Genomic DNA, 24,919 nt, shown 5'->3' with positions numbered 1-24,919 from the left:
TTTAAATTGCGTCCTCACCCATTTCCCCGGTGCGGATGCGAATTACCTGCTGCAAATCATAGACGAAAATTTTACCGTCACCTATTTTACCAGTGTAGGCTGATTTGCAGATTGCATCGATAGCAGGTTCAACCATATTATCAGGAAGCAGCAGTTCAATTTTAATTTTCGGCAGGAAATCCACTACATATTCCGCACCGCGATATAATTCGGTATGCCCTTTCTGACGGCCAAAACCCCGCATTTCAGAGATAGTTATGCCAGGAACATTAATCTCCATTAATGCTTCATGCACATCATCCAGTTTAAAAGGTTTAATAATTGCCGTGACCATTTTCATTTTTTATTCCTGGAGAAGCTTTCATTTAAAAATAATATTCTAGCTGATCATTTCTATAATCAGGAAAAAGTTTTTTCCAGAAAACCTGTTTTTAATAGCTAATAATATAAATCAGTTATCAGACTTTCCGCATTGAGTTATACTGAGGCCGTTAAATAGTTTCAGATTTAATACTCTACCTGATAAGGAGTTTCATAATGTTTGACCCCAAATATTTCGATGACCTGGCCAAAAAATTATTTGCCAGCCTCCCCTCCAGCATCCAGAACATTGAAAAAGATGTTGAAGACAAATTTAAGGAAATTTTGCAGATTGCATTCAATCGTATGGATCTAATCACCCGTGAAGAATTCGATGTACAAGCCAAAGTTTTAGGCCGCACCAGGGAAAAACTGGAAGCGCTGGAAGCTCAGGTTAATTTAATGATTAAACTTCAATCAACAGAAAAAAAAGACCAGGATAACGTCTAAACTGTTTTTTGATTTGCTACAAGTCTACCTAAAGGAATAAAAATGAATCTCGCACTTAGCAAAACACGCAGTGCTATTGGTATTTATGCCAAGCCTGTTTCTGTCGAAGTCCATCTGGCCTATGGCCTGCCCAATTTTACTATAGTAGGCCTGCCAGAAACTGCAGTGAAGGAGAGTAAAGATCGGGTAAGAAGCGCCATCGTAAATAGCCAATTTGAATTCCCATGTCGTAAAATCACAGTGAATCTGGCCCCTGCGGAACTTCCGAAATCAGGCAGTGGTTTTGACTTACCCATTGCCATAGGTATTCTGGCGGCTTCAGGGCAAATTCCACCCGCCAAACTGGCCAATCATGAGTTTATCGGTGAACTGGCACTGGATGGAGGTTTACGTGGCATTAATGCTATTATTCCCGTTATTTTATCCAGCCGTCGTGATAATCGGTTGATTATTATACCGGCGGATAATGCAGAAGAGGCGTCACTAATTAGTTATGAGGGCGTATTGGCATCTAACAGCCTGAGAGAAATCTGCAGTTATTTAAGCCTGGATACCCCGCTTCAAAATCTGCCGCCACCCCGCCCTACGGCTATCAGCCCTACCATGGACTGGTCGGATATCAAGGGACAGGAACATGCCAAACAAGCCATGCTCATCGCTGCAGCAGGAGGTCATAGTGTATTATTATGCGGCTCTCCAGGCAGCGGCAAAACCATGTTGGCAAAACGATTCCATACCCTGGTTCCAGAACTCGGTGATGAACAGGCATTTGAATGCATTGCTATACATTCCATCAGCAAAAAAGCGATCGATTATCAGAGCTGGCGCTCTCCCCCTTTTCGCTCCCCTCACCATACCGCATCGACGGTGGCACTGGTCGGCGGCAGCAATCCCCCCAAGCCGGGTGAAATTTCACTGGCGCATAATGGTGTATTATTTTTAGACGAGCTGCCCGAATTTAGCAGGCACGTGCTGGAAACTCTGCGTGAACCTCTTGAATCAGGCGTTATTCATATTTCCAGAGCCGCTGTTCAAACGGAATATCCTGCCAGATTTCAATTGATCGCAGCAATGAACCCATGCCCCTGCGGGCAATGGGGTAATCCCACAGCCAATTGCCTGTGCAGCCCGGAACGAATTCATCGCTATCTTGGCAAATTATCCGCCCCCTTTCTGGACCGCATTGACATGCAAATTACTGTACAACCACTGTCCAAAGAGGAATTGCTTAGTCCTGTCAATAACGAATCAAAACAAAGTGAATATCTGAGAAATGAGGTGCAAAGCTGTCGAGAACTGCAATTGGCAAGACAGGGTTGTCTCAATGCGCACTTGAGCGCCAAAGAATGCGAAGTATTCTGCGAGCTGCAGCAGGAAGAACAGCAATTTTTATCTGAAGTATTATCACGACTTAATTTATCGGCACGTGCCTATCATCGCCTACTGAAAGTAGCGCGCACCATTGCTGATATGAAGAATAAAAGCCGGGTGGATAACAGTTCATTGAAACAGGCATTGTCGTTCAGACAAATGCTGCAGGCTCCAAAATAATGTCCATCCAGAACAAACTGCAGGCTGGCGAAAAGCCAGGCCTGCCATTCAGTTATTTGGAGTTCATTACCGCGTCCAGCACCGCCATGCGCATAAACACGCCATTTCGTACTTGCTGCAAAATGACTGATTGCGGTCCATCAACGATGTCGCTGTCAATCTCAACACCACGATTCACCGGCCCGGGATGCATCACAATGGCGTCAGGTTTTGCCCATTTAACATGCTCAGAGGTCAGGGCAAAATAACGGCGAAATGTGCTCAGATCGAGGTTTTCATTATCCAGCAATCGTTCACGCTGTACGCGAAGACATATCACCACATCCGCATTGCTTAATCCCTCCCGCAGCGATTCTGTAGCTTGACCAAAATGCAGCGTTTGCGGTTGCCATAGTTCTGGCGCTATTAAATGAAGTTCTTTAACTCCAACGAGAGCAAATAACTTCTGCAGGGAATTCGCTACCCGAGAATGCCGCAGATTTCCGATTAAAGCGATTTTCAGCGATTGCAGATCAGGTTTATGTTCAAGGATCGTCATTAAATCCAGCATTGCCTGAGTAGGATGCTCATTCGTGCCATCGCCGGCATTAATTAAATGAACGCCTTTGTCTAATATCTGAGATAACTCCTGAGGCAAAAAATTCTGGCTGTGACGAATGGTAAATAAATTAATCCCCATTGCCGCAAGATTTCTTATAGTGTCCTCAATCACTTCCCCTTTGCTTTCTGAGGAGCGATCCAAATCAAGGTTGATTACCTGCATGGATAAATTAGCAGCAGCCACTTCAAAACTGACTCTGGTTCGAGTGCTGTTTTCATAAAATAAATTGGCCAGGCGCTGTTCAGAATGCACAGGGTAAGGGATTTTATTCTCTTTGAATGCCTTGGCACGCTCCAGCAAACGATGGATTTCAGCCGAGTTTAACTGATCGATATTGAGAAAATGATTCATATTAGTTATCCGGATATTGCAACCATTGTTCAAGAATCACACAGGCAGCAAAACTGTCAATAGGGCTGCTCTTTAGTTTACGGTATCCGCCCTGCGCAAACAACTCTGCTCTGGCTTCTACAGTTGATAGTCGTTCATCTACCAGGTGAACCGGCAGGGCAAAACGATTGGACAATTGATCCGCAAATTCGCGGGCTAAGGCGGTGGTGTACTGTTCACTGTTATCGATACAGGTGGGCAAACCGACAATCAGGGCTTCTGGTTTCCATTCTTTAATCGATTTCTCGACCAGACGCCAGTCAGGGATCCCTGCTTCTGCACTGAAGGTTGTCAGGGGGCGGGCTGTCAGAGTTATTTTCTGTCCTACCGCTAATCCAATGCGTTTTAAACCAAAATCAAATCCCAAATAAATACCGCTGGGCATAAAAAAAATCCAAGTAGTGCTGTCTTATTAATTATACCCGGGATTCATCAGGCATGACCAGCGTCAGAAGTGAGTTGGCTCATATTGATGCCAAGGATCTTCCCGGCATATTCCCATCGTTGAGAAAAAGGAACTTCATACATAATTTCGGCCTTATAAGGACATACCAGCCATACATTAGTTATCACTTCCTTCTCAAGCTGCTGCTCACCCCATCCCGTATATCCGAGGGTAATTAAAACATCTTTGGGACCCGTATCATCAGCGATTGCGCGGATAATATCATTGGAGGTGGTCACGGTAACATCATCGCGCAGGGATAAACTGGAGCGCCAGCCGCCGGTTGGCCGATGGATTACAAAACCTCTTTCCGGCTGTACAGGGCCTCCATATAACAAAGGCTGATAGTTTTGCTCATTGCGAAGGGGGTGGATATTCATTTGTTCAAAAACGAGCCCAAGCGGGTATTGCATGGGACGGTTAATAATTAATCCGACTGTACCGTGTTCATTATGCTCGCATACATAAATCACGGCGTGCTGAAAGTTAGGATCCGTTAACGAAGGCATGGCAATTAATAGTTGATTGGCGAATGAATTATCAATTGCCATAAACCCTCCTAAAAAAATATAGTTCTTAATCTCAGTATATACCATTGAGTAAAACTTGTTTTTATTTAGGAAATGAGGGTAGACAGGCGGGCCTGGAAAGACTGGTCATCTGTTCTTTTAATCGCTCGATAAAAATTTCCAGGGTTTGCGGCTCATAGGAGCAGCTATCCAGTAGAGGCTGCCACACGCTATGAGGCCAGGCAATATCGGTTTTAAATCGCGCAACGATATGAATATGGAGCTGGCTAACCATATTCCCGAGAGCACCGATGTTTAATTTATCCGGTTCACGAGACGCCTGTAAAACGCGGGAAAACAAATCGATCTCCTCCATAAGGAGGAGTTGTTGTTTTGGAGATAACTGGGTGATTTCCTGTACGCCCTCCACTCTGGGCACTAAAAGAAGCCAGGGGAAACGGCTGTCATTTTTTACCAGTACGGTAGATAAACGGCTCTCACAAACAAATACACTGGAATTTAGTATGCGCTCGTCGATTGAAAACATAGTCTCAGGCTATTTTGGTTAGTTTATGCATTCTAAAGGATGGTGTATTAAAAGTTAATCCAAGCTTGCTGAATATGAACATTTTTTAAAAACAGTAATTTTTTTTAGAGCAGACTCCTTATAATATCAGGAAAATAATAAATTTTTTCATAAAAAATATTTGACAAGCATGAATTTTGAGTTATGTTGAAAAGTACCTATATTATTTATGGGTTTTCACAATTGTCATTTAAGGACGAAGGCAATTACGCTATTGGTTATGTTGTATAAATCGATATGCAGCTGCCAGTTTAAGGAGGATTTATGGCTACAGGCGAAGTTAAATGGTTTAATAATGCCAAAGGATGGGGATTTATTATGCCTGAAGGTGGTGGCGAAGATATTTTTGTACATTTTTCTGCCATTCATGGTTCAGGGTACAAAACCCTGGCTCCCGGGCAACAGGTTTCTTACGATTTGGAAAAAGGCGAGCGTGGTCTGCATGCGTCTAATGTCATTGCATTAAGTGAACCAGTTGAAGAAATGGCTTAGGCTGATATAGCTTACCGCCCTTCATTACCATGTACCGCTTTAAATATCTGGATTAACGCGAATACATCATTTAAAAAGCGTTGCTCCTGAACCGATTCGAGTTGAGGGATATCCTCAGCCCGAACGGCTCAAATGTCCAATCATCACTAGCGGCTGCGCACTCAGTTAAAGCGGTTCTACCAGTAAAACCGTATTATCCTGAACAGCAATGATTTTAACACGAGCTCCTGCGGCTAACTCAGGCCCGGTTACAAACCAGTAGGCGTCATTTAAATAGATTTTACCTCGACCATTTTCAATAGCCTGACTCAGAATAGCAGTTCGTCCTATTAGTGCGTCCAGAGGGCGATTAATCAGTGGCGGTGGTGAAACCTGTGAGCGGTATTTAAGCACTCTCCACCATCCTATGGTGAATAAAATGCAGAACAGGGAGAACCAAGTCAGTTGCCATTGCCAGTACAAGCCCGCTACTAAAGTGAGGATCCCCGTTAGCGCAGCAGCCATTCCAAGTGCAACCAGTAATCCTGCAGCCCCCAGGGTTTCAGCAATCATTAAGATCAGGGCCAATGCGAACCAATGCCAATAAACTAACCAACTCATTATCATTATCTCACTAATTCGATTTAGTCTTAACGGTATTCATCAATTCGCTGATTCCGCCAAGCGCTCCTATTATTCCAGTTGCTTCAACGGGTAATAATACCATCTTACTGTTTTGAGCATTTCCTATCGATTTAAGCGCATCGACATATTTCTCTGCGATAAAATAATTAATCGCATTGATATCACCTTGAGCTATCGCTTCAGACACCATACGCGTGGCATTGGCATCAGCCTGCGCGGTGCGTTCACGCGCCTCAGCTTCCAGGAATGCTTCCTGACGAGCCGCTTCTGCCCGCAAAATCTGCCCCTGCTTATCCCCTTCAGCGCGCAGTATTTCTGCTTGTCTATCCCCTTCCGCAGCAAGAATTGAAGCCCTTTTTTCACGCTCGGCTTTCATTTGATTCGCCATTGCATCCACCAGATCCTGTGGCGGGCGAATATCACGAATTTCAATTCGGGTCACCTTTACACCCCAGGGAGTAGTTGCCTGATCAACCACATGCATTAGCCGGCTATTGATTTCATCCCGATGGCTAAGCATCCCGTCCAATTCCAGAGATCCCAGAACGGTACGTATATTGGTCATCGTTAAATTGCGGATGGCATGTTCCAGATTATCGACCTGATAAGCTGACTTTGCCGTATCCACCACCTGAAAAAAACAGACTGCGTCGATAGTCACCATCGCATTATCAGAAGAAATGATTTCCTGCGGAGGAATCTCAAGGACTCGTTCCCTCATATTTACTTTATAGGTAACCCGATCAATAAATGGAACAATTAATCCCAACCCTGGTGACAGCGTGTGGGTGTAGCGTCCAAACCGCTCCACAGTCCACTCTTCTGATTGAGGAACCACTTTCACACCAGAAAGAACAAAAGCAACTGCAAAAATAACCAGCAAACCCAATGTAATTAAGGATTCCACGATATGCTCCAAATAATGAGAACTAAGGGTCTTATTCCATTCACATTTTAATGATACACCAGAATATTGCAAAAGTGGTTTTTTATGCTATAGAAGAATCTATACAATACTGTTTAGGAGCAGGGAATGAGCAATAAACGATTTGCTGAACGCCTGAATAAAGAACTGGATGGTATCGGAGTTCCTCCTCGAGACGATGAGCGAATTGAAGTATTCTCCAGGCTCTTGAAAATTCCCAGATATCAGGCAGAAGCCTTTTTAAACGGAATAGTGATTCCTACATCTCGAATACTGGATCGATTAGCCGATGAACTTGAGGTTAACCCGGATTGGCTCATCGGTAAAAGTGATAACCGAAAGAGAGAAACCCGGGCCTCTTAACCTGTGTGCAGAGATTAGAGACTCGCCTGTCTCTGCAAACCAGCAGATTGCTCTTTCACCACATCACACATGGCGGAACATTGTGCCAGGCGTACAGCGAGGCTAACGCTATGCGCTGAAGCAGTCAATAATTGATTATCGAAAGCTTTACCTGCAAGTGCCTTTATTTCCTCAACCGACTCTGCATTATGAATATTATGCATGAGCAGTTTGGTATACTCAGCTTTTGTCGCCGTCAGCTCGGAATTTCTAAAGAAACGAGTAATCAGAGACGCCGAAAATTCACCCTCTTTCAAAGAGCCTCTCGAAAGCAGATAACGGGTTAACTCTCTAATACAGCTTTCTTTAAGATTATCGAGACTTAATTCTCTTTCGACTAATAAAATATTTTTCGCTTTATTAACTGCTTCGGATAATCTGTCTTTGGTTTTTACAGAAATTGCTGGTAAGCGCCCGGAGGGATGAGTCGAGATGCTGGCTCGATAATCGATTATCTCCGCCGCCAATTCAACCCGTGAGTTAACGCCCACATTGCGTTGAGCATCATAACCAGCAGCCAATGCCTTTATCAAATTGGGTTTGTTTTTTAAAAATCTGGCGTCAAAAATGTCCGGTCGATTGTTCTTGATAAATAATAAAGCTTTGACTGTTTCTACCGTTCGCGGGAAGACAAAACTTGCTCTCCGAAACCAATTGTCATGGCCAGCCTCAGCTTCATACCAATAGTTCTGACTTGCTATACTGTTTCGTCTTGTTTTCTTCCCGATGCTTACTTCATTCCTTTTTTCAAGCTCCAGGCTAAGACCGACATCCACACAAACGACGTGCCCACTTTTAGTTGTCAAAAAATTTTTAATTCCAGCCGCATCGATGACAATTCGACCTGTGCGCGTAAAAATATCGATTAAAGCACCCACCATTTCTTCATCAGTGGACTGTCTGCCTTGAATATAGGGGCAAATCCATCCAAGACCATGTTTTTTTGAGCGAACAGCATAGGCCGCGGGCTTGATATGAGCATTTATCTCATTCCATACCCTGACTGCACGTTGCGGCATGTCTGTCTCATAGGATTCTTTTGGAATTTTTAAGATCTGTGTTCTGTCGGCATTCACATAAGTAGTATTAAAACTACCACTACCTAGTTTCTTCCAAGGCATTTGACACCTGTTAGCGAAAACGATTTGTTCTATTTTACGTCATTTTACATTTTAAATAAACACTTCATTGCTTTTTCTCAAGAGCTGGGTAGTCCATTCGGTGTATTCCAGTTCAAAACAAATTTCGCTACTACTTGAACCTGAGAGACTTAGACTTGTTTACGTACCGCGCTTTATGCGCGGAATCCAGTAACTACCCCTGAAATCGCTGATTCAAGCCTTTTGGTCTGGCATTTTTTTCTATGTACTGAATGATCTTCCCCGCAATATTAATATGGGTCGCCTTTTCAACCCCCTCCAATCCGGGGGACGAGTTGATTTCAAGTACCAGCGGGCCATGATTGGAACGGATTAAATCGACACCGGCGACTTTGAGTCCCATTGCTTTGGCCGCTCCAATCGCAATGGCACGCTCCTGTGGAGATAAAGCAACTTTTTGCGCTTTACCGCCCTGGTGAACATTGGCACGAAACTCACCCTCTTTCGCCTGTCGTTTAACCGCAGCAACTACTTTATCTCCAATGACAAAGCAACGGATGTCTGTTCCTTTGGACTCCTGAATAAACTCTTGCACAAGAATATTGGCCGACATTTCCTTAAATGCATTAATAATGCTAACCGCTGATTGATGGCTATCTGCGAGAATAACGCCTTTGCCCTGTGTTCCCTCCAGCAATTTAATTACCAACGGGGCTCCTCCGACCATACGAATTAAATCTTCAGTATCATCCGGTGACTGTGCAAAACTGGTCAATGGCATCGGGATCCCTTTTCGAGCCAATATCTGCAGAGAACGGAATTTATCGCGGGATCGCGAAATCGCAATCGACTCGTTTAAGGTATACATCCCCATAGTTTCCATATGCCGCAGGACTGCAGTGCCGTAGTAAGTAATTGACGCACCAATACGTGGTATCACCGCATCATACTTGGGCAAGGGTTCACCGCCGCGATAATGCACTTTAGGGCTGGAAGCCGCAACATTCATATAGCAGTACAGTGGATTGATAATATTGACTTCATGTCCAGCAGCTTCACCGGCTTCCTTTAATCGTTGGTGAGAATATAAATGGGGATTGGTCGCCAAGATCGCAATTTTCATGAAGATAATTATTCCCAATTGTTTTTATTGTATCCAAAAATCTATCTCTTCTCTGAGCCAATCACAGGACCTGAGTCTGCTTTGTCTCATGAGAAAAGTATAGACGACAAGTAAGGGCTTGTTGGCTCGTTATTCATACGAAATTACTGTGATTCGGTACACCATCTCTCAAAGACAATGTCATAGAGAGCTGGATGCCTGATATGCATACAGGCTCAGGCTTCACAGAGTATACAATCTATTTCAGATATGACAGGAAAACGAGTAGTTAAGCAACACCCTAAAATTTTTAACCAACCAGAAGCTGATAATCTTTTGCCAGTAAATCAGCTCGATGAGGAGTGGTGAAAAATGCACTCAATTCCCCCCGGGGATTGAATAGCATGACAGCACCGCTGTGCTGTACATCATAGTTCTCTGAATTTGTTGAGATTTTTTTCTCATAGGCAATACCCATTTCCATTGCCATTTTTTTAACAGTCGCCTGCTCCCCTCTTGCGCCATAAAAATGAGGATTGAAAGCGATCACATAATTTTTCAGTTTTTCAAGATCATCTCTTTCCGGATCGACAGAAATCATAACAACATGCGGTAAAGGTTTCACCCGCTGTTCTTCAAGGATACTGTACATTTTAGCCAACTCAGCCATCGTAGTAGGACAAACGTATCCGCAGTTAGTAAAACCGAAAAATATCATTGTCCATTGTCCCTGCAGACTCTTATTGTCAAAGGATTTCTCATCAACCCCTGTCAGACTGAACTGCTCGATATCACGAGGTTTCTGTAATAAGGTGCCATGAAATTGCGAAGGGTCAATTTCTTTATTCCAATGCATATGTTGCGCGACGAACAAACCGGTAAACATGGCTGCTATAGCTAAAAGCAACGTGACCGTCAGGGTAATTTTTTTATTTTGATTTGCCATTTTTTCCTCTTACACGTAATGGTCAATTAACAAAAAGACAAACAGTAACATTAAATACACAATAGAGAATCGAAAGGTACGCAAGGCAATAACCGGCTCATCACTTCGATACAAGCGCCAGGTCCAGTGTAAAAACCGCAGTCCCAAAATAACCGCACCAGCCAGATAAATCAAACCGCTCATCCCTACAAGGACTGGAAGCATGGTGACCACCAGCAGCAGAATAGTATACAGAACAATATTGAGCTTGGTAAAAGCAATACCATGGGTTACCGGCAGCATTGGAATTTCTGCATGACGATAATCTTCAAATCGATAAATAGCCAGCGCCCAGAAATGAGGCGGGGTCCAGGTAAAAATAATTAATACCAGCAAAAGAGCATTGGGATCAAGGTGATTGGTAATTGCCGTCCATCCCAATAAAGGCGGTGATGCACCCGCAAGGCCGCCTATCACAATATTTTGCGGGGTAGCCCGTTTCAGATAACCAGTGTAAATCCCGGCATAACCAATAAGCGTCACAAAGGTTAGCACGGCAGTAAGCGTATTGATCCATAGAGAAAGCAAGGTCAGACCTGTAACACCCAAAAACAAGGCAAAGCTAATCGCCTGTTTAATCGAAATGCGGCCCCGAGCCACCGGACGTTTTTTGGTTCTTGCCATTAAGGCGTCAATACGTTTATCAACCAGATGGTTGATTGCGGCGGCACTACTGGCGGCACAGCCGACTCCTATGAGTGTAATGCACAAGGTAGATAAGGGTATCCAACCCGGCGCTGCCAGATACATGCCCACCATAACGGTTAACAGCATTAACAACACCACGCGCGGCTTGCAAAGCTCCAGATAATCTCGCCAGGATGCTGACGTCAGGCAGGCCTCATTTTGCATCACAGCGCTCCTCCCGAGAGAAATAAAACATTGTAAACAGGCTGGCCAATAGCATGGCAGCCATGCCATTGTGGGCAACTGCAGACCATAATGGAAGCAGATACAATACATTGATAATACCAAGGCATAGCTGGACGCCAAGCAGGATAAGCACAAAAACCGCCATTCCACGCAAGGATTTGCTGGCAGATCTCAGCAATATAAGTCCAGAAAGGCCCAATAAATAAAGAGTGGTAATTAAAGCGCCCAGGCGATGAATCCCTTGAATAGATGCTCTGACTTCGCTTTCGAGAAGGCCGCCCTGGTAATTTTCGCCAACGGGTGAAAACAGATTAAACCCCTGGGAAAGCTTTATTGCCGGTAACCATTCGCCATTACACTGGGGAAAACCAATACAGGCAATCCCTGCATAGTTGGCACTTACCCAGCCGCCCAGAGCAATCTGGAAAAATACGATGAATGCCCCCAGGGCAATCCAGAAACTCCATGAAGGTTTTGAAGCCTCTCTTCTCGCTGTCATCTGCAAGCGAAGACGAACAAGACAGGAAAAAATTAATATACCTCCCAGTAAATGGGCCATCACCACCACAGGAAGTAACTTAAGCGTCACTGTCCACATACCTAGCGCGGCCTGAAACAAGACCAGCAGCATGAGTAGAAGAGGCAAACGGGCAAAAGGTCTCCGTTCTTTCAATGTCCGAAATACCGAAACTCCTCCTACAGCAAAGATTAGCAAGGCCAGCGTACCCGCTGCATAGCGGTGCGCCATCTCCGTCCAGGCTTTACGGGATTCGATAGGATTATCCGGGTAGGTCTTTTGTGCTTTGCCCAAAGCCTTGGTATCTGACGGCAGAACCATATGTCCATAACATCCAGGCCAGTCGGGGCAGCCAAGACCTGCATTAGTCAGACGGGTATAAGCGCCCAGCATCACGACCAGCAAGGACAATATGACAGCAATACTCACAGCCCAACGCATCCAGTTTGTATAAATAGTATCAAGCACTCTGTTTACCCGCATTTAATAAATGTTTTAAATCTTTATAAATATCTGCCGGCTTGGCGGCTGGTGAATAGGATAAAATCAGGAATTTGTCAGGATTGGCAATATACACCTGTGCTGACGACGGAAGCTTGCTGGCTGACAAGTTTTGATAATGCATATCCTGCTCCTGCAATAGCTGAGCAACCTCTGGAGATAATTTAACACCAGGAGGAAGGATAAGCACCTCTTCCACTTCATATAAATGCCTTCCAAGCGCTAAACGAATACGTCCTAATTTATCAAGCTGTGACAAACAGGCTTGTTCACAAACACCGGGATTCCAGAATACCAGCTGCCATTTGCTTTTTGGATTAGCAAGCTCCACAGAAACAGCAGGCACCAGCAAATTGCCCTTATTGGTCGCCTGCGCGCGAAGCCATTGCGGATGAGTAAAGAAAAGATAGGCCGCAACGCCAGGAGCGATGAATAGAAGCGCTAAAAGATACAGAACCAGATTTTTCGATTTAACAGTATTAGTCATTGATTTTTTTCAAATTCGAGCCAATAAAAACCACCAGGGCAATAAAAGCCAGGGCAAACCATTGCAAGGCATAGGCATGGTGACGTTGCGGCGACATTGTAACAGTAGGCCACTCTCGGGTAAAACCATTGGCTTCTTCTTTATTGAGGCGAATAATAAACGGATAGACGGATTTATGCAAAAGATTACTGATTAATTTCATGTCAATGCGTTCAACTATGGTAATACTATCGCTTTTTATTTCAGCTTCCTGTCCTAAAACCCATGATTTAGCGGAAGGAAAATAGGCTCGACCGCTTAAACGAGGTGATGACTGCAGAGGAGGCAATACCGGAATATGGCTGCGATCACCTGCGATCCAGCCTCTGTCAATTAATAGCAAATGACCGTCAGCAAGCAAATAGGGGGAAAGCACATTATATCCCGGCTGGTGCTCGAAAAACTGATTATCCAGAAGAAAAACGGATGACAAATACCGGCCTTTTACCTGAATCGATTGATACTGCTTGGGATAGGGCATTCCGGCAACCCATTCAACGGGAGGTAATTGAGTCTCCCTGGCTTCGGCAGTAAGGATCAACTGTTTTTCTTCTGCGCGATGCAGCTGCCAGAACCCCAAAGCGATAAGCAGGATAATAGCCAATACAGCCAGCACAAGGATACGTCCTCCGGACGTGAAACGATGATTAAAACAAGTTACACTCAGCATTTTTTGGAATCATGAAAAAGCACTGAGGAGATTATACCAAATGTTCACCAAAGCAATCATCCTAATTGTGATGCTAATTATTCTATTCGCACTGGGAAGCGGTTTGATTTTTCTGATTAAGGATAAAGGTTCAACTAATCGCACAGTCAAAGCCTTAAGCTGGCGAATAGGCTTGTCACTCGCGCTGTTTCTCTTTCTTTTGCTCGCCTTTAGTATGGGCTGGATTCAGCCGCATGCAGTGTGATACATTCTAGTGGAATAGCCGGCAAGGAGACGCCCGTGTTTTGGAATCAGGATGAAGAAAGACTCATCAGGGATTATCAGGAAGAAGGGGTAGTCTGTATCCGGCAATTATTAAATCCAAAGCAGATAGCTCTCCTGACTGAAGGTATTGAACATAATTTGCAGCAATTGAGCCATCGCGCCAAAGTAGCCAGCCGCCCGGATGATCCAGGCTGCTTTGTTGAGGATTTCTGCACCTGGCAAACCAATCCCTTTTATCAGGAACTTATTTTTGATTCCTGTTTGGGGGAGATAGCTGCTAAATTAACTGATAGCCGCCACATACGCTTGTACCATGATCACTTACTGGTCAAAGAAGCGGACACTCTCCAATCAACACCCTGGCATCAGGATCAGCCTTATTACAATATTGAAGGCTTACAGAACTGCAGCATGTGGATACCGGTTGACCCTGTCAGCCAGCATGCAGCCTTGCGTTTTGTATCGCATTCACACCGCGGGCCCTGGCTAATGCCCCGTTCATTTATGGATAAGCAGGCCAAATGGTTTCCTGAGGGATCGCTTGGTGAGCTGCCTGATATCGAGCAGAATCCACAGCATTACGAGATTAAATCCTGGTCTATGCAGCCTGGCGATGTAATTTGCTTTCATATGCTAAGTCTGCACTCCTCACGAGGTGCTGACACTGGGCAAAGACGCAGAGCATTCTCTCTTCGCTTTTTAGGCGATGACATTATCCATGCCCCACGCCCCTGGATTACTTCACCTGATTTCCCTGGGCTGACAGAAGAACTGGCAGCCGGAGCGCCTATGTGCCATCCTTTATTTCCAGTGATCTGGAAAGCTGATTGACCAGCAGATATTTAGTCCTATTATTCAAAAGGAAAGGAATTTAACATGTATACTTTATATTCAGCCCGTACGCCAAATGGCATAAAACCAACCATTATGCTTGAAGAGCTGGAAGTGCCCTACTCTGTTAAAATGATTGATATTATGAGCGGTGAACAGTTCAAACCGGAATTTTTAATCATTTCGCCGAATAATAAAATTCCCGTCATATATGATAGTGAACAGGATTTTTTTCTTTTTGAAAGCGTTGCTATTCTTCAATATCTGGCTGAAAAAAATGAACGATTTTTACCAACTCATCTCAAAGCCAAATTTCAGGTCATGCAGTGGTGCTATTTTCAGGCAGCCCACATTGGTCCCATGTTTGGACAATACGGTCATTTCCACCGCTATGCTCCAGAGCAAGTCCTTTATGCGCAAGAGCGCTATGCCAATGAAGTATTACGATTGATGGGCGTTATGGAAAAGCAGCTGGCCAGCAATCCCTTTATTAGCGGAAACGAGTATACCATCGCTGATATGGCAATATGGCCCTGGCTTTATTGTTATGAAGAATTTTATCAGGCACATATTGATGAAACACAATTTCCAGCACTAATTCGCTGGTATCGTCAGATTGCTGAGCGTCCTGCGGTGATGAGAGCACTTGACTCATATGAGTAATCAAAAAAATTGACAGGCAAAGCAGAGAATAGAAGCCAGAGAATTTTATCTGGCAGAATATACTATAATTAAGTGTCTCAACCTCAAGGATAAGCAACGTGCTTTGGATATATATTATTGTTGCTTTTGTCGCTGCCCTTTTAATGGTATTCCTTTGCATTTTTGCCATTAAAAGGCCTTCAAACAGTGTCGCTTTGTGGGTAGCCATTCTCACTATTTCCCTTCTGATAGCCGCCCTTTTTGTTTATGGAATTCCTTATTACCGAGCCTCTGAATTTGAAAATTACATGAGACAGACTTATCCGGTAATGAGCCTGATTGAACAGCAATCGCCTACGGAATTTCGTGCCTATATGGATGAGGCTCAGCATGCCATCCGGCATTCAAGAGGACAAAAAGTAGTTGCAGTGTATACGGGTGAATTCATCAATTCCCAGTTATCGAAATACATCGGAAGAGCAAGTAATCTGTCTATCTATGAGTATACGGTAACGACATTGAATTGTTACCATAGTCTATATAAAACAAATCCGCCGCTGGTTATCGATATGGAATTTGCCAGTTTTTTTCCCAATCGTATCAATTTTGATAACCTGGAAAAAGGCACTGAAGTTTGCGGTGATACGATTACAATCGCCAAACTCAATATCATAGAATCTGCGATAAGAAATCCCTCCCCTCCAATCACACAGGAGGAAATTGTTGCTGCGCAATTGAATCTGAGAGAAATTTTTGCGCAGTTAGCAGCTAAATATGGTGAAGCAGCAATAGAACAGACATTTACCAAACCCTACGACGCTCTGGATAAACCTCAAATTGCTAACATTATTATTGAATTTTATGAGAAAGTCATTTTGAAAGGACAGGACAATACCGGCATCCTTTTAAAATATTTGCTGACTCAAAAAATTACTAATGAATAGTAAGATTTTTCGCTGATGAGCACAATTCTATATGCCCTTCTGCGCTTTAATTGCCGATCTTAGCCTTTTAGCATCCTGAGGAGCACATGCTTTTTCATCATTATCAAAATAACAATAGACAGGCTTATTTTCCTTTCCCCATTCCAGTATTTTCCGAGCACATCCCTGGATTGCGTCTTCTGAGTAAGCACCAGTATAAGGGGTTATCTCCGGTCCGTGCATACGAATATAAATAAAATCACCGGTGACGATACTCGGAGTTTGATATTGTTTATGATCATAAAAACAAAGGCTCATACGCTGAGACGCCAAAAGCTCATAAAGGGAGTCACAAAACCAGCTTTTTGAGCGGAATTCAAAGGTATAGCGTAAATCTTTTGGCAAATAATCAATAAATTTCTTAAGCCGAGGCATATCAATATGCCAATAAGGGGGAAATTGAAATAGAATGGGCCCCAGTTTATGTTCAAAATAACGAAATGCAGTTAATAAGCGATCAACACTATCTTCGGCATCTTCCAGCTTTTTCATATGGGTAATATAACGATTCGCCTTGCAGGAAAAGACGAACTCCTCTGGCGTTTGCTCCACCCATTTTTTTACATTATTCTCTTTGGGAAGCTGATAAAAACTATTATTTAGTTCCACTGAATCGAAGATTTTGGTGTAGTAAGGCAAGACATCTGGTGATTTGATTTTGTCAGGATAAAAATTGCCAATCCAGCCTTCATAACTCCAGCCGGAGGTACCAATATAACAGCCATTTTGCTTATCCATAGCAGCCTTTAATTAAAGGAATCCTTATAAATTATGGCAAAATTATGCTGGCTCTGCATAAACTTCTTCCAGGCCCAGGATGTCTTGGCTTCAGCAGTATCACTTGAACCCTTTGATCAATTTTTAACAAGCTTCTTAAAAGTCCAAAAATTAACTGACTCACTGATTCCCAGTATGCCCAAATTAATTACTGTTAATTGATAGAGGGCTTGTAAGTAAACTTCACAGTTCTCTAATTCATCGGTAGAAAATGCCTCCCCCTGCTCAACTAATTTATGCATGAGTAATTTTAATTGAGTCTGTGTTTCTGAGACTTTAGATGAATTAACTTCCTCATAAAGACCACCTACTGTCTCTGCAAGTTGCTTCAGATCAAAGCTTAGTTGACTTGCAGTAGAGATAGCTTGCTGTTGGTTCACTGTTTCCTGAATATGACTCAAAGTGGCCTGCATCATCACTAATTTATCGTATTCATCATGAATCGCCTGCAACTGAGGCAGCTTTTTCTCGTTGGTCTGACCTTCAACCTCCAGGGTTTCAAGTACACCTCTTGTTAACCAAAATTGATTAACCAGATCATAGGGGCGTTTCATCTTATATTCAGACATCAGTATCTGCTTGCAATTATGAATCAAGTGGCGCTTCAATTTGGCAATTTGTCTGAGCAGGATATGCCAGAGATCGGTTCGCCACAGCACATTTGCGACTAAAAAGCTGGCAGCAATACCTATAAAAATTCCACCAAGGCGCTCTAGTGGCGGTGTTAAACTGGTCGGCGGCCCGCCTTCCTGGGCGATGGTAATTACCAAAGCCAGATTGGCCTGTAAACCGATATAAGCATCAGCAGGCCATTTGAATGAAAAATAACTGAATGCCCACACCCCCGCAAGAATCAAAATAATAAAATTATAAAGATTAAACGAAAAACAGGCTAAACTGCCTAAAGCAAGTCCGCCGCCTAACAGGCAACCTAATACCCGATGCAGACTGACACTTTTCATTTCAAACAGGCTTTTACGCACTGATATAACAATACTGCTGATAATTCCATTTAAACCGCCTGGCCAATTGCTGATTAACCAGAAGATCAAAGCCAGAGTTGCAGATAATCCTGCTTTAATTGAATGCAAAATAACATCCGGATCGTTTTTTAACTGCTCCTGATGAGAAATAAAATTCGGCTTTGTTTTCCCCTTTTTTTCTTTCCCAAGCAAAACAGACTGGATATTATCCAGCATGGTATTTAGCTGTCTGAAATAATGGGCAATTGCAAGATAATTTTGATACTGATCGGGGTGCTGGGAAGTTAAGCGGCTTATTGTCTTTCTGAAATTATTGACAAGGGCCGTGGTCTCAAGGTCGGATTTGGCCTCTGGATCTTTTTTATCACCAAGGATAGTCTTTATCTTTTTTAAATCGTTTCGTATAGCATCAAAAATTCCTTCCAAAGCCAGTTGATCAGCAAAAACGCTATTTTCACTGGTAATAAAAAAATGGTTTCTCACATAATAACTGTTCATCCGAATAAACGATTGGAACGACTCCAGCAATAAACGGTATTGATCCAGCTTTACTCGCTCAAAACCAATCTCGCGGCGCATAAAACCCAGCATCTCCATGCCTTGCCGCAATTTCTTTTTGACAAGAAGATTATTTTTCTGGATTTCCGAAACCATATCCATATTCTGATCCTGCAGTGCTGAAGCAATTTCTGCAATGAGGCTATCCATACTGGTGAAAATAGTATTCACACTTTTATTCATTGCATCCTGGATAGTGTTTGGGAAAAGAAAAAAAGCAGCGATCGCGGATACCAGTACGCCCAACCCAATTTCGGCCGGACGCCAGATGGCCACCTGAAACGCTTCTCCCGGAGAAAAGGCCAGTTCGGAAATAACTATAAAAGCACTGATCGCCAGCAACAGAAAGGCATAGGCATAGCGGCTCAGGTTATAATAATAAACGGCAATGGCGATGAGAAAAAATCCAGCCAGCAAATAGAGAAAAAAACTGTTCGCAATAAAGCCTGACATGAAATAACCAAGCCATGCACCAATTATAGTCCCAGCGATCCGCATAATCGCTTTATCAATAATATTTCCAGTGTACACATTGGCCAGAATTACAACAGTCATGCCTGCCCAGTAAGGCTTATCCAGATGCAGGGCAAAAGCAATTAAAATAGCAATCAGAGTCGATATTGCAGTCCTTATTGCCGCACGATTTTCAAGGGTTTTCGGAAGGAAGGGAGAGATCACTTCTTCTCCGGATAGGTGATCGTTGTCGCACTGGCGCCAATACGTAAAGGATACTCTTTACTCACGTCATCGATAACGATACGTACTGGAAAACGTTGGGCAATTTTAATCCAGTCTTCGGTCGCTTCCAGATATGCGAGTGTGGATGGAGCCACTTGTCCTGACTGTACGCGATTAATTCCCCAGCCGATACTCTCCACATGGCCGTGAAAGGTCTTTCCAGGATACATATCAAGATAAATTTTTGCCTTGTCACCTGGTTTAATCAGGCGGATTGCTGTTTCGCGGTAACGGGTTACAATCCACCAGTAACTGGTGTCAACCAGTGCAAATAAGCCCTCACCGGTATGAATGTATTGCCCTCGGCGCAAATTGAAATTGGTAATATAACCATCAGTAGGCGCAACGATCGTGGTGTGATCATAAAGGTATTGCGCTTTGTGCACTTCAGCCAGTGCGGCTTTGATTTCACTATTATCAAAATTTTGCTGGGCAATTCTGAGTTTCTGCATGGCAGCCAGCACAATAGCCTGCTGCTCGCTTATCTTGGCCTCCGTATTAATCAGCTGTATTTCAGCCAAATCGCCCTGCTTTTGCAGTTTTTGATAACGACTTAAATGATCCTGACTGAGAGCAAGCATGGATTTGCTTTGCCGTAATTCTTCTTCTGCAACCTGAATGCCCAGTTTTTCATTCGCGTATCTGATTTTGGCCATATTATATTGGGCTTTGGCTTTATTTAATGCATACAGATAGGGCCTGGGGTCGATAGTAATCAGCTTGTCTCCTTTTTTTACCTGCTGATTTTCCACGACATAGATTTCGCTGATTGGACCTGAAACCAAAGCAGCCATATTAATAACATTAGCTGAGACATAAGCATCATTTGAGCGTGTGTCATAATAGGCAAAGTAACGATAGCCGGTAACAGCCAGAACGATTAGGCTGATGGTGATCACATGAGGCCAGTATTGAAATGCCGACAATCGCTCGCGGAAGGTCAAAGCTATTTTCCCTAATAACAAAACATATAATATACTGAAATTCCGAGACTTTGTTAACAAGCTCAGGGCTTGCGAACCACAATATCGGGTGCATCTTCCGCTTTTTGAGGAACCGATTTAGTCAGCGGAGAATCCGAATAAACCTGCGGGAATAAATTATAAATACTTTCCATTGAGGATCGATCAAGACTCGCTGTGTTATTGGGATTCAGACAGGAATAGCAAAGCCAGTTCTTTTCAATTTTAAAGTAAGTACTGGGATCATGAAACATCCCCCAATCAGCTTTATGATCCCTGGAAATCAGGATGGGTAAGTCACTGGCCAGATAGCAGGCATCGAGAGCTGGATCGCAGATCACCTCATTATTAATTTTTACGATAAAATGCTTGAGTAATGAAAGTAATTCCAGAGGCATAGTCTTGTTAATATCGGCTACGCGGCTACTGATTAATCGGTTTAGAATATACTGAAAAGCGCAAAGCGCCTGATGCTTGCTGTTGCAAGCACCTGTTTGTTTCATTGCAATATAAGAGGCCTTAATTTTATCCAGCGTCGATCCGTTGCCATTGAGAATAGTCTCTATCTGCTCCTCACTCATTTTTGCTTCATCACTCTCTGGAGCATGGGTTGGCAGTGATTTAACGTATTGAAGTGCTTCCATTGCTAATGTTTTAGGAAAAGAACTGGGAACAGGATTTATTTCTGGGGATTTTATGAACTCAGAGATCGGCGATAAAGGAGGCATGGCATCTCAATACAGTCCTTGATAATTTTAATATAGCTCAGATTCGGGAATAAAATTCTGAAGAAAAAAAATTTTTATATCGCTGCTTAATAACTGGACTAATGAGCTGGATAGACTAAAATGACAAATTCGCTGCCATTAAATTGAAAATCACCGATCACTTCCATTCCCAGTTTTTTATGTGCATTCACCGAGCGAGGATTACTTTTAGAAACCAGAACAGTCAGCATGTCTATCTCGGGATGCGCTTGTTTTAAATACTGGCTCATGTGTTCAAATAATCCGGACATCACATTTTTGCCTCGATGCGTTTTGGCAATACAAACAGGTCCGTACACACAAGTCTGGTAATCTGCAAGCGATTTTCCCTGATATTTCAAGCGATTGAATTGATCGATCATTGCCTGCACCAAAGGAACATTTTTATTATAATTCAGAGTGCTGGCACACTGATAAGCACAAACCGCTTTATCCTCAACTCCCACAATAATGCCTAAATCAGCATCCATTTCCTTAAACTGTTCAGCTGTAAATCCTGCTGACAGGAATCCATCCTGCAAATCAGAAGCCAGATTAACAGCCAGATTCTCATTTTGCAGTTCGACCATTTTTTCGAAATCAGCAGTTTCAGGATTGCGATATTCCATAAGCATTATCCGCTGGATATTTTTTTTAGCTTAGCAGAAAAATATCCAGGCGTTGCCAGATAAAGGTTAAAATTCTATTGTTTATGCAAATTGGCTTGCAGAAGATCTCTAATCTCGACTAATAACTTTTCTTCGTTACTGATTTTCTCAGGTTCTGCCTCTTTTTTTTCCTGCAGTAAATTGATGAATTTAACCGCCACAAAAATGGCAAAAGCAATGATTGTAAAATCGATAATGGTTTGTAAAAAAGCGCCCCATTTAACTACAGCAGCACCGATTTTAAAAGATTTGGCAGTAATGTTAACACCCCCCAGAAGCAAGCCGATTAAGGGCATCACAATGCCATCCACCAGGGAGGAAACAATCTTGCCAAACGCAGCCCCAATGATCACTGCCACTGCCAGGTCCACCACATTACCGCGCATGGCAAACTGTTTGAATTCACTTAAAAAGCTCATCATCAAATCCTTATGATTATTTCCAGCCGCTATAAATCTTTATGGCAAATTGCATCCCGAAGCTTAATCTGATGCAATTTGCTACTCATTTATATTTTATGTATTTGGATCACTTACTCTGGATTTTCCCCAATCCTCCAGCAAAACGGCTATCTCTGCGAGGCGGCTATCCAAATCGTCAGGAGCAGGGCCTCCGCCCTGTGCCATATCCTCGCGGCCACCGCCTTTACCACAGAGCATTTTCACCAGAACGGCTGCAGAAGGCGCCTGACCGACTAATGATTTTGTAATCCCGGCAATGACATTTATTTTCGCATTATCAACGGTGTACAATACAATAATCGCTCGTTCATTTGATGATTTCAATTGATCGAGTGTTGTCCGCATTGATTGATTATCTGCTCCATTCAATTGCTTAATCAGCACCGCAGTGTCCGCGATAGTCTGCATTTCTTTCTGCAAATCGCCTCCGGACTTGGCTGCCAGTTTAGTCTGCATTCGACTCAGCTCTTTTTCCTGCAGTTTAAAATCGTTCAGGAACTGAGTTAATTTTTCAGCCGCAGTGCCGGCACTGGTCTTTAATTTCGCAGCCATTTCATCCAGCAGAGCAAGCTGTTGATTTATCCAAGCCAGTGCGTAAGCGCCAGTTACCATTTCAATGCGTCGAACCCCACTGGCAATGCCATATTCAGCCACTATTTTAAATACACCAATATCACCTGTGCGCTCTGCGTGCGTGCCACCGCAAAGCTCCATAGAGAAATCCCCTACAGATAATACTCTTACTTCATCGCTGTATTTTTCACCAAACAAGGCGACAGCCCCGCTTTTTTTAGCCTCGTCCAGATTCATTATGCGAGTCAGTACTTCTTCATTCGCACGGATACGATCATTTACCAGTTCTTCCAGTGAACGCAGTTGCTGCGAACTTAATGCCTCAAAATGAGAGAAGTCAAAGCGCGCGCGCTCTGCATCAACCAGGGAGCCTTTCTGTTGTACATGAGGCCCGATTAATTGTTTTAATGCGGCATGCAACAAGTGAGTCGCTGTATGATTAAGCCGAATGGCTGCGCGGCGGCTGGCATCAATCTGGGCGGCAGCTGTCTGTCCCAGCTTAATTTCACCTTCCAGCACTTCACCATAGTGGACTATGGCCTGGCCAGTGCGCTGGGTATCCTCAACCTGAAAAACTCCATGGCTGGTAACTAACTGCCCTTTATCACCAACCTGTCCGCCGCTTTCAGCATAAAACGGGGTATGCTCAAGAATAATGGCTCCCTTCTCGCCCTGTGCCAGCTCATTGACTCGTTTATTATCCATTAATAAAACGGTAATGGCACTCGACATGCTATCCATCTCATAACCATGAAAATGGCTTGTTTCCTCAACCTGGCAGGATGAAGAATAATCAGCGGAAAATTGACTGGCTGATTGCGATAATTCACGCTGTTGCTGCATGCACTGGTTAAACCCATCAAGATCAACCGTTAAATTTTGCTCGCGAGCGATATCCTGAGTTAAATCGAGGGGAAACCCATAGGTATCATAGAGTTTAAACACGATTTCGCCTGGAATTATTGCAGAATCCAAAGTCTGAATTTGTTCCTGTAAAAGTTTTAAACCTTGTTCCAGAGTACGAATAAACTGATTTTCTTCCTGTGTCAGAATCCGCTCAATCTGCAGCCTTGCCTCCAACAGTTCCGGATAGGCATCGCCCATTACGTGACCTAAGGGCTCAACCAGACGGCTGAAGAAAGGCGATGGCAAACCTAATTTATTGCCATGCCGAATAGCTCGCCGGATAATGCGCCTTAGCACATAGCCTCGTCCTTCATTACTGGGAGAGACGCCATCGGCTATTAAAAAAGCACAGGCGCGGATATGATCTGCAATTACCCGCAAAGACGGATGCTTCGGATCGATTCCGGGAGACATTTCCAATATAGAGCGAATCAGGAGTTGAAAACTGTCAATATCATAATTGTTATGAACGCCTTGCACCACAGCGGCAATCCGCTCCAATCCCATTCCCGTATCCACTGAAGGCTGAGGTAAGGGATGCAACTTGCCTTCCTTATCCCGATTGTACTGCATGAATACCAGGTTCCAGATCTCAATATAGCGATCGCCATCCGCATCAGGACTTCCTGGAGGCCCCCCGGCTATCTCCGGGCCATGATCATAAAAAATTTCGGTGCAGGGACCACAGGGTCCTGTATCGCCCATCGACCAGAAGTTATCTTTGTCGCCGCAGCGAGAAAAGCGCTCGGCAGAAACCTTCATTTCCTTTAGCCAGATATCAGCCGCTTCATCATCCTGTTCGTAGACAGTGACCCATAATTTTTCGGGCGGTAAACGCAGGACGTCTGTTAAAAATCCCCAGGCAAAGCGAATCGCCTCACGCTTGAAATAATCGCCGAAACTAAAATTACCCAGCATTTCAAAAAAAGTATGATGTCTGGCAGTATATCCTACATTTTCCAAATCATTATGCTTCCCGCCGGCGCGCACACAACGTTGGGCGCTTACTGCACGGCTGTAGGCTCGCGGCTCAATTCCCAAAAAAGTTTCTTTAAACTGAACCATCCCGGCATTGGTAAATAATAAGGTAGGGTCATTTCCGGGAATCAGCGGGCTTGATTCCACAAATTGATGGCCATTGTCGATAAAATAATCAAAAAATGCTTGTCTAATTTCTGAACTTTTCATAATTCACAACTTCTTGTTAAGATTATCAGA

At 43.6% G+C, this 24,919-nt stretch carries 29 protein-coding genes; 8 read left to right on the top strand and 21 right to left on the bottom strand.

Going from position 1 to position 24,919, the window contains the following annotated elements:
• Position 1 precedes the first annotated feature (1 nt).
• On the bottom strand, positions 2 to 340 hold the full coding sequence (locus LXA66_RS05310) for a P-II family nitrogen regulator (RefSeq protein WP_058508948.1): 339 nt from the start codon (positions 338 to 340) through the stop codon (positions 2 to 4).
• Between the two features lie 197 nt (positions 341 to 537).
• On the opposite strand from LXA66_RS05310, the gene LXA66_RS05305 reads away from it, so the two are divergent.
• On the top strand, positions 538 to 810 hold the full coding sequence (locus LXA66_RS05305) for an accessory factor UbiK family protein (protein WP_112219859.1): 273 nt from the start codon (positions 538 to 540) through the stop codon (positions 808 to 810).
• 42 nt (positions 811 to 852) lie between these two features.
• Positions 853 to 2,361 (top strand): YifB family Mg chelatase-like AAA ATPase, encoded by a 1,509-nt coding sequence (locus LXA66_RS05300; RefSeq protein ID WP_233012317.1) that lies wholly within the window; start codon positions 853 to 855, stop codon positions 2,359 to 2,361.
• A 52-nt stretch (positions 2,362 to 2,413) separates the two neighbouring features.
• Here the strand turns inward: LXA66_RS05300 and LXA66_RS05295 are convergent, their stop codons facing one another.
• The 4 genes from LXA66_RS05295 to LXA66_RS05280 form a co-directional block, all read right to left on the bottom strand.
• Positions 2,414 to 3,313 carry an aspartate carbamoyltransferase catalytic subunit gene (locus LXA66_RS05295; protein ID WP_233012316.1) on the bottom strand — a complete coding sequence of 300 codons (900 nt, stop codon included), beginning with the start codon at positions 3,311 to 3,313 and terminating at the stop codon, positions 2,414 to 2,416.
• 1 nt (position 3,314) lies between these two features.
• A complete protein-coding gene (gene ruvX / locus LXA66_RS05290; protein ID WP_233012315.1) occupies positions 3,315 to 3,737 on the bottom strand; it encodes a Holliday junction resolvase RuvX in 423 nt (140 codons plus the stop codon).
• A 47-nt stretch (positions 3,738 to 3,784) separates the two neighbouring features.
• On the bottom strand, positions 3,785 to 4,348 hold the full coding sequence (locus LXA66_RS05285; protein WP_233012314.1) for a YqgE/AlgH family protein: 564 nt from the start codon (positions 4,346 to 4,348) through the stop codon (positions 3,785 to 3,787).
• Positions 4,349 to 4,409: 61 nt separating this feature from the next.
• Positions 4,410 to 4,853, bottom strand: a complete 444-nt coding sequence (locus tag LXA66_RS05280) for an HIT domain-containing protein (RefSeq protein WP_233012313.1) — start codon at positions 4,851 to 4,853, stop codon at positions 4,410 to 4,412.
• A 303-nt stretch (positions 4,854 to 5,156) separates the two neighbouring features.
• Here LXA66_RS05280 and LXA66_RS05275 point away from each other — a divergent pair, with 303 nt between their 5' ends.
• Positions 5,157 to 5,384 carry a cold-shock protein gene (locus tag LXA66_RS05275; protein ID WP_058508941.1) on the top strand — a complete coding sequence of 76 codons (228 nt, stop codon included), beginning with the start codon at positions 5,157 to 5,159 and terminating at the stop codon, positions 5,382 to 5,384.
• A 165-nt stretch (positions 5,385 to 5,549) separates the two neighbouring features.
• Here the strand turns inward: LXA66_RS05275 and LXA66_RS05270 are convergent, their stop codons facing one another.
• Together LXA66_RS05270 and LXA66_RS05265 are read right to left on the bottom strand one after the other, a co-directional pair.
• On the bottom strand, positions 5,550 to 5,984 hold the full coding sequence (locus tag LXA66_RS05270) for an NfeD family protein (protein WP_233012312.1): 435 nt from the start codon (positions 5,982 to 5,984) through the stop codon (positions 5,550 to 5,552).
• A gap of 13 nt (positions 5,985 to 5,997) precedes the next feature.
• Positions 5,998 to 6,915 carry an SPFH domain-containing protein gene (locus tag LXA66_RS05265; protein ID WP_233012311.1) on the bottom strand — a complete coding sequence of 306 codons (918 nt, stop codon included), beginning with the start codon at positions 6,913 to 6,915 and terminating at the stop codon, positions 5,998 to 6,000.
• 126 nt (positions 6,916 to 7,041) lie between these two features.
• Here LXA66_RS05265 and LXA66_RS05260 point away from each other — a divergent pair, with 126 nt between their 5' ends.
• Positions 7,042 to 7,296, top strand: coding sequence for a hypothetical protein (locus LXA66_RS05260; RefSeq protein ID WP_233012310.1), 255 nt, complete (start codon positions 7,042 to 7,044; stop codon positions 7,294 to 7,296).
• Positions 7,297 to 7,310: 14 nt separating this feature from the next.
• On the opposite strand, the gene LXA66_RS05255 is transcribed toward LXA66_RS05260, so the two are convergent.
• The 7 genes from LXA66_RS05255 to LXA66_RS05225 all read right to left on the bottom strand — a co-directional run bounded on the left by LXA66_RS05255 (position 7,311) and on the right by LXA66_RS05225 (position 13,609).
• Positions 7,311 to 8,456 carry a hypothetical protein gene (locus LXA66_RS05255; RefSeq protein WP_233012309.1) on the bottom strand — a complete coding sequence of 382 codons (1,146 nt, stop codon included), beginning with the start codon at positions 8,454 to 8,456 and terminating at the stop codon, positions 7,311 to 7,313.
• 193 nt (positions 8,457 to 8,649) lie between these two features.
• Positions 8,650 to 9,558: a 30S ribosomal protein S6--L-glutamate ligase gene (gene rimK, locus LXA66_RS05250; protein WP_133138496.1), complete on the bottom strand. Its 909-nt coding sequence runs from the start codon at positions 9,556 to 9,558 to the stop codon at positions 8,650 to 8,652.
• Positions 9,559 to 9,847: 289 nt separating this feature from the next.
• The gene (locus LXA66_RS05245; RefSeq protein WP_233012308.1) at positions 9,848 to 10,483 is read right to left on the bottom strand and encodes an SCO family protein; all 636 of its coding nucleotides are present in this window, start codon (positions 10,481 to 10,483) and stop codon (positions 9,848 to 9,850) included.
• Between the two features lie 9 nt (positions 10,484 to 10,492).
• Positions 10,493 to 11,374, bottom strand: coding sequence for a heme o synthase (gene cyoE, locus LXA66_RS05240; protein ID WP_058508934.1), 882 nt, complete (start codon positions 11,372 to 11,374; stop codon positions 10,493 to 10,495).
• Positions 11,364 to 12,368 (bottom strand): COX15/CtaA family protein, encoded by a 1,005-nt coding sequence (locus tag LXA66_RS05235; protein ID WP_233013016.1) that lies wholly within the window; start codon positions 12,366 to 12,368, stop codon positions 11,364 to 11,366. The genes cyoE and LXA66_RS05235 overlap by 11 nt, the downstream gene beginning before the upstream one ends.
• A 4-nt stretch (positions 12,369 to 12,372) precedes the next feature.
• The gene (locus LXA66_RS05230) at positions 12,373 to 12,900 is read right to left on the bottom strand and encodes a hypothetical protein (protein WP_233012307.1); all 528 of its coding nucleotides are present in this window, start codon (positions 12,898 to 12,900) and stop codon (positions 12,373 to 12,375) included.
• A complete protein-coding gene (locus LXA66_RS05225; RefSeq protein ID WP_233012306.1) occupies positions 12,893 to 13,609 on the bottom strand; it encodes an SURF1 family protein in 717 nt (238 codons plus the stop codon). The genes LXA66_RS05230 and LXA66_RS05225 overlap by 8 nt, the downstream gene beginning before the upstream one ends.
• 40 nt (positions 13,610 to 13,649) lie before the next feature.
• Here LXA66_RS05225 and LXA66_RS05220 point away from each other — a divergent pair, with 40 nt between their 5' ends.
• The 4 genes from LXA66_RS05220 (at position 13,650) to LXA66_RS05205 (ending at position 16,290) form a co-directional block, all read left to right on the top strand.
• Positions 13,650 to 13,853 (top strand): twin transmembrane helix small protein, encoded by a 204-nt coding sequence (locus tag LXA66_RS05220; protein ID WP_112219847.1) that lies wholly within the window; start codon positions 13,650 to 13,652, stop codon positions 13,851 to 13,853.
• 35 nt (positions 13,854 to 13,888) lie between these two features.
• Positions 13,889 to 14,704 carry a phytanoyl-CoA dioxygenase family protein gene (locus LXA66_RS05215; protein ID WP_233012305.1) on the top strand — a complete coding sequence of 272 codons (816 nt, stop codon included), beginning with the start codon at positions 13,889 to 13,891 and terminating at the stop codon, positions 14,702 to 14,704.
• A gap of 45 nt (positions 14,705 to 14,749) precedes the next feature.
• Positions 14,750 to 15,367, top strand: coding sequence for a glutathione S-transferase C-terminal domain-containing protein (locus LXA66_RS05210; RefSeq protein ID WP_112219846.1), 618 nt, complete (start codon positions 14,750 to 14,752; stop codon positions 15,365 to 15,367).
• A gap of 98 nt (positions 15,368 to 15,465) precedes the next feature.
• Complete coding sequence (locus LXA66_RS05205) at positions 15,466 to 16,290, top strand: hypothetical protein (protein WP_233012304.1); 825 nt, start codon at positions 15,466 to 15,468, stop codon at positions 16,288 to 16,290.
• 27 nt (positions 16,291 to 16,317) lie between these two features.
• Here LXA66_RS05205 and LXA66_RS05200 read toward each other — a convergent pair whose 3' ends face one another.
• The 7 genes from LXA66_RS05200 to alaS form a co-directional block, all read right to left on the bottom strand.
• Positions 16,318 to 17,067 (bottom strand): DUF72 domain-containing protein, encoded by a 750-nt coding sequence (locus LXA66_RS05200; RefSeq protein ID WP_233012303.1) that lies wholly within the window; start codon positions 17,065 to 17,067, stop codon positions 16,318 to 16,320.
• A gap of 116 nt (positions 17,068 to 17,183) precedes the next feature.
• Positions 17,184 to 19,325, bottom strand: a complete 2,142-nt coding sequence (locus tag LXA66_RS05195; RefSeq protein WP_233012302.1) for an FUSC family protein — start codon at positions 19,323 to 19,325, stop codon at positions 17,184 to 17,186.
• Positions 19,322 to 20,329 (bottom strand): HlyD family secretion protein, encoded by a 1,008-nt coding sequence (locus LXA66_RS05190; protein ID WP_233012301.1) that lies wholly within the window; start codon positions 20,327 to 20,329, stop codon positions 19,322 to 19,324. Before LXA66_RS05190 ends, LXA66_RS05195 begins: the two co-directional genes overlap by 4 nt.
• 62 nt (positions 20,330 to 20,391) lie before the next feature.
• Positions 20,392 to 21,075 carry a hypothetical protein gene (locus LXA66_RS05185; protein ID WP_233012300.1) on the bottom strand — a complete coding sequence of 228 codons (684 nt, stop codon included), beginning with the start codon at positions 21,073 to 21,075 and terminating at the stop codon, positions 20,392 to 20,394.
• 98 nt (positions 21,076 to 21,173) lie between these two features.
• On the bottom strand, positions 21,174 to 21,722 hold the full coding sequence (locus LXA66_RS05180) for a GNAT family N-acetyltransferase (protein ID WP_233012299.1): 549 nt from the start codon (positions 21,720 to 21,722) through the stop codon (positions 21,174 to 21,176).
• 74 nt (positions 21,723 to 21,796) lie between these two features.
• A complete protein-coding gene (gene mscL / locus LXA66_RS05175) occupies positions 21,797 to 22,180 on the bottom strand; it encodes a large-conductance mechanosensitive channel protein MscL (RefSeq protein ID WP_133138739.1) in 384 nt (127 codons plus the stop codon).
• Positions 22,181 to 22,276: 96 nt separating this feature from the next.
• Positions 22,277 to 24,889, bottom strand: a complete 2,613-nt coding sequence (gene alaS / locus LXA66_RS05170; protein WP_233012298.1) for an alanine--tRNA ligase — start codon at positions 24,887 to 24,889, stop codon at positions 22,277 to 22,279.
• Positions 24,890 to 24,919: the final 30 nt, after the last annotated feature.

This window comes from Legionella sp. 16cNR16C (assembly GCF_021297775.1).
GTDB lineage: Bacteria > Pseudomonadota > Gammaproteobacteria > Legionellales > Legionellaceae > Legionella_C > Legionella_C quinlivanii_A.
The sequence above is the reverse complement of the archived record's forward strand: the minus strand, read 5'-3'. Positions and strand labels throughout refer to the sequence as shown.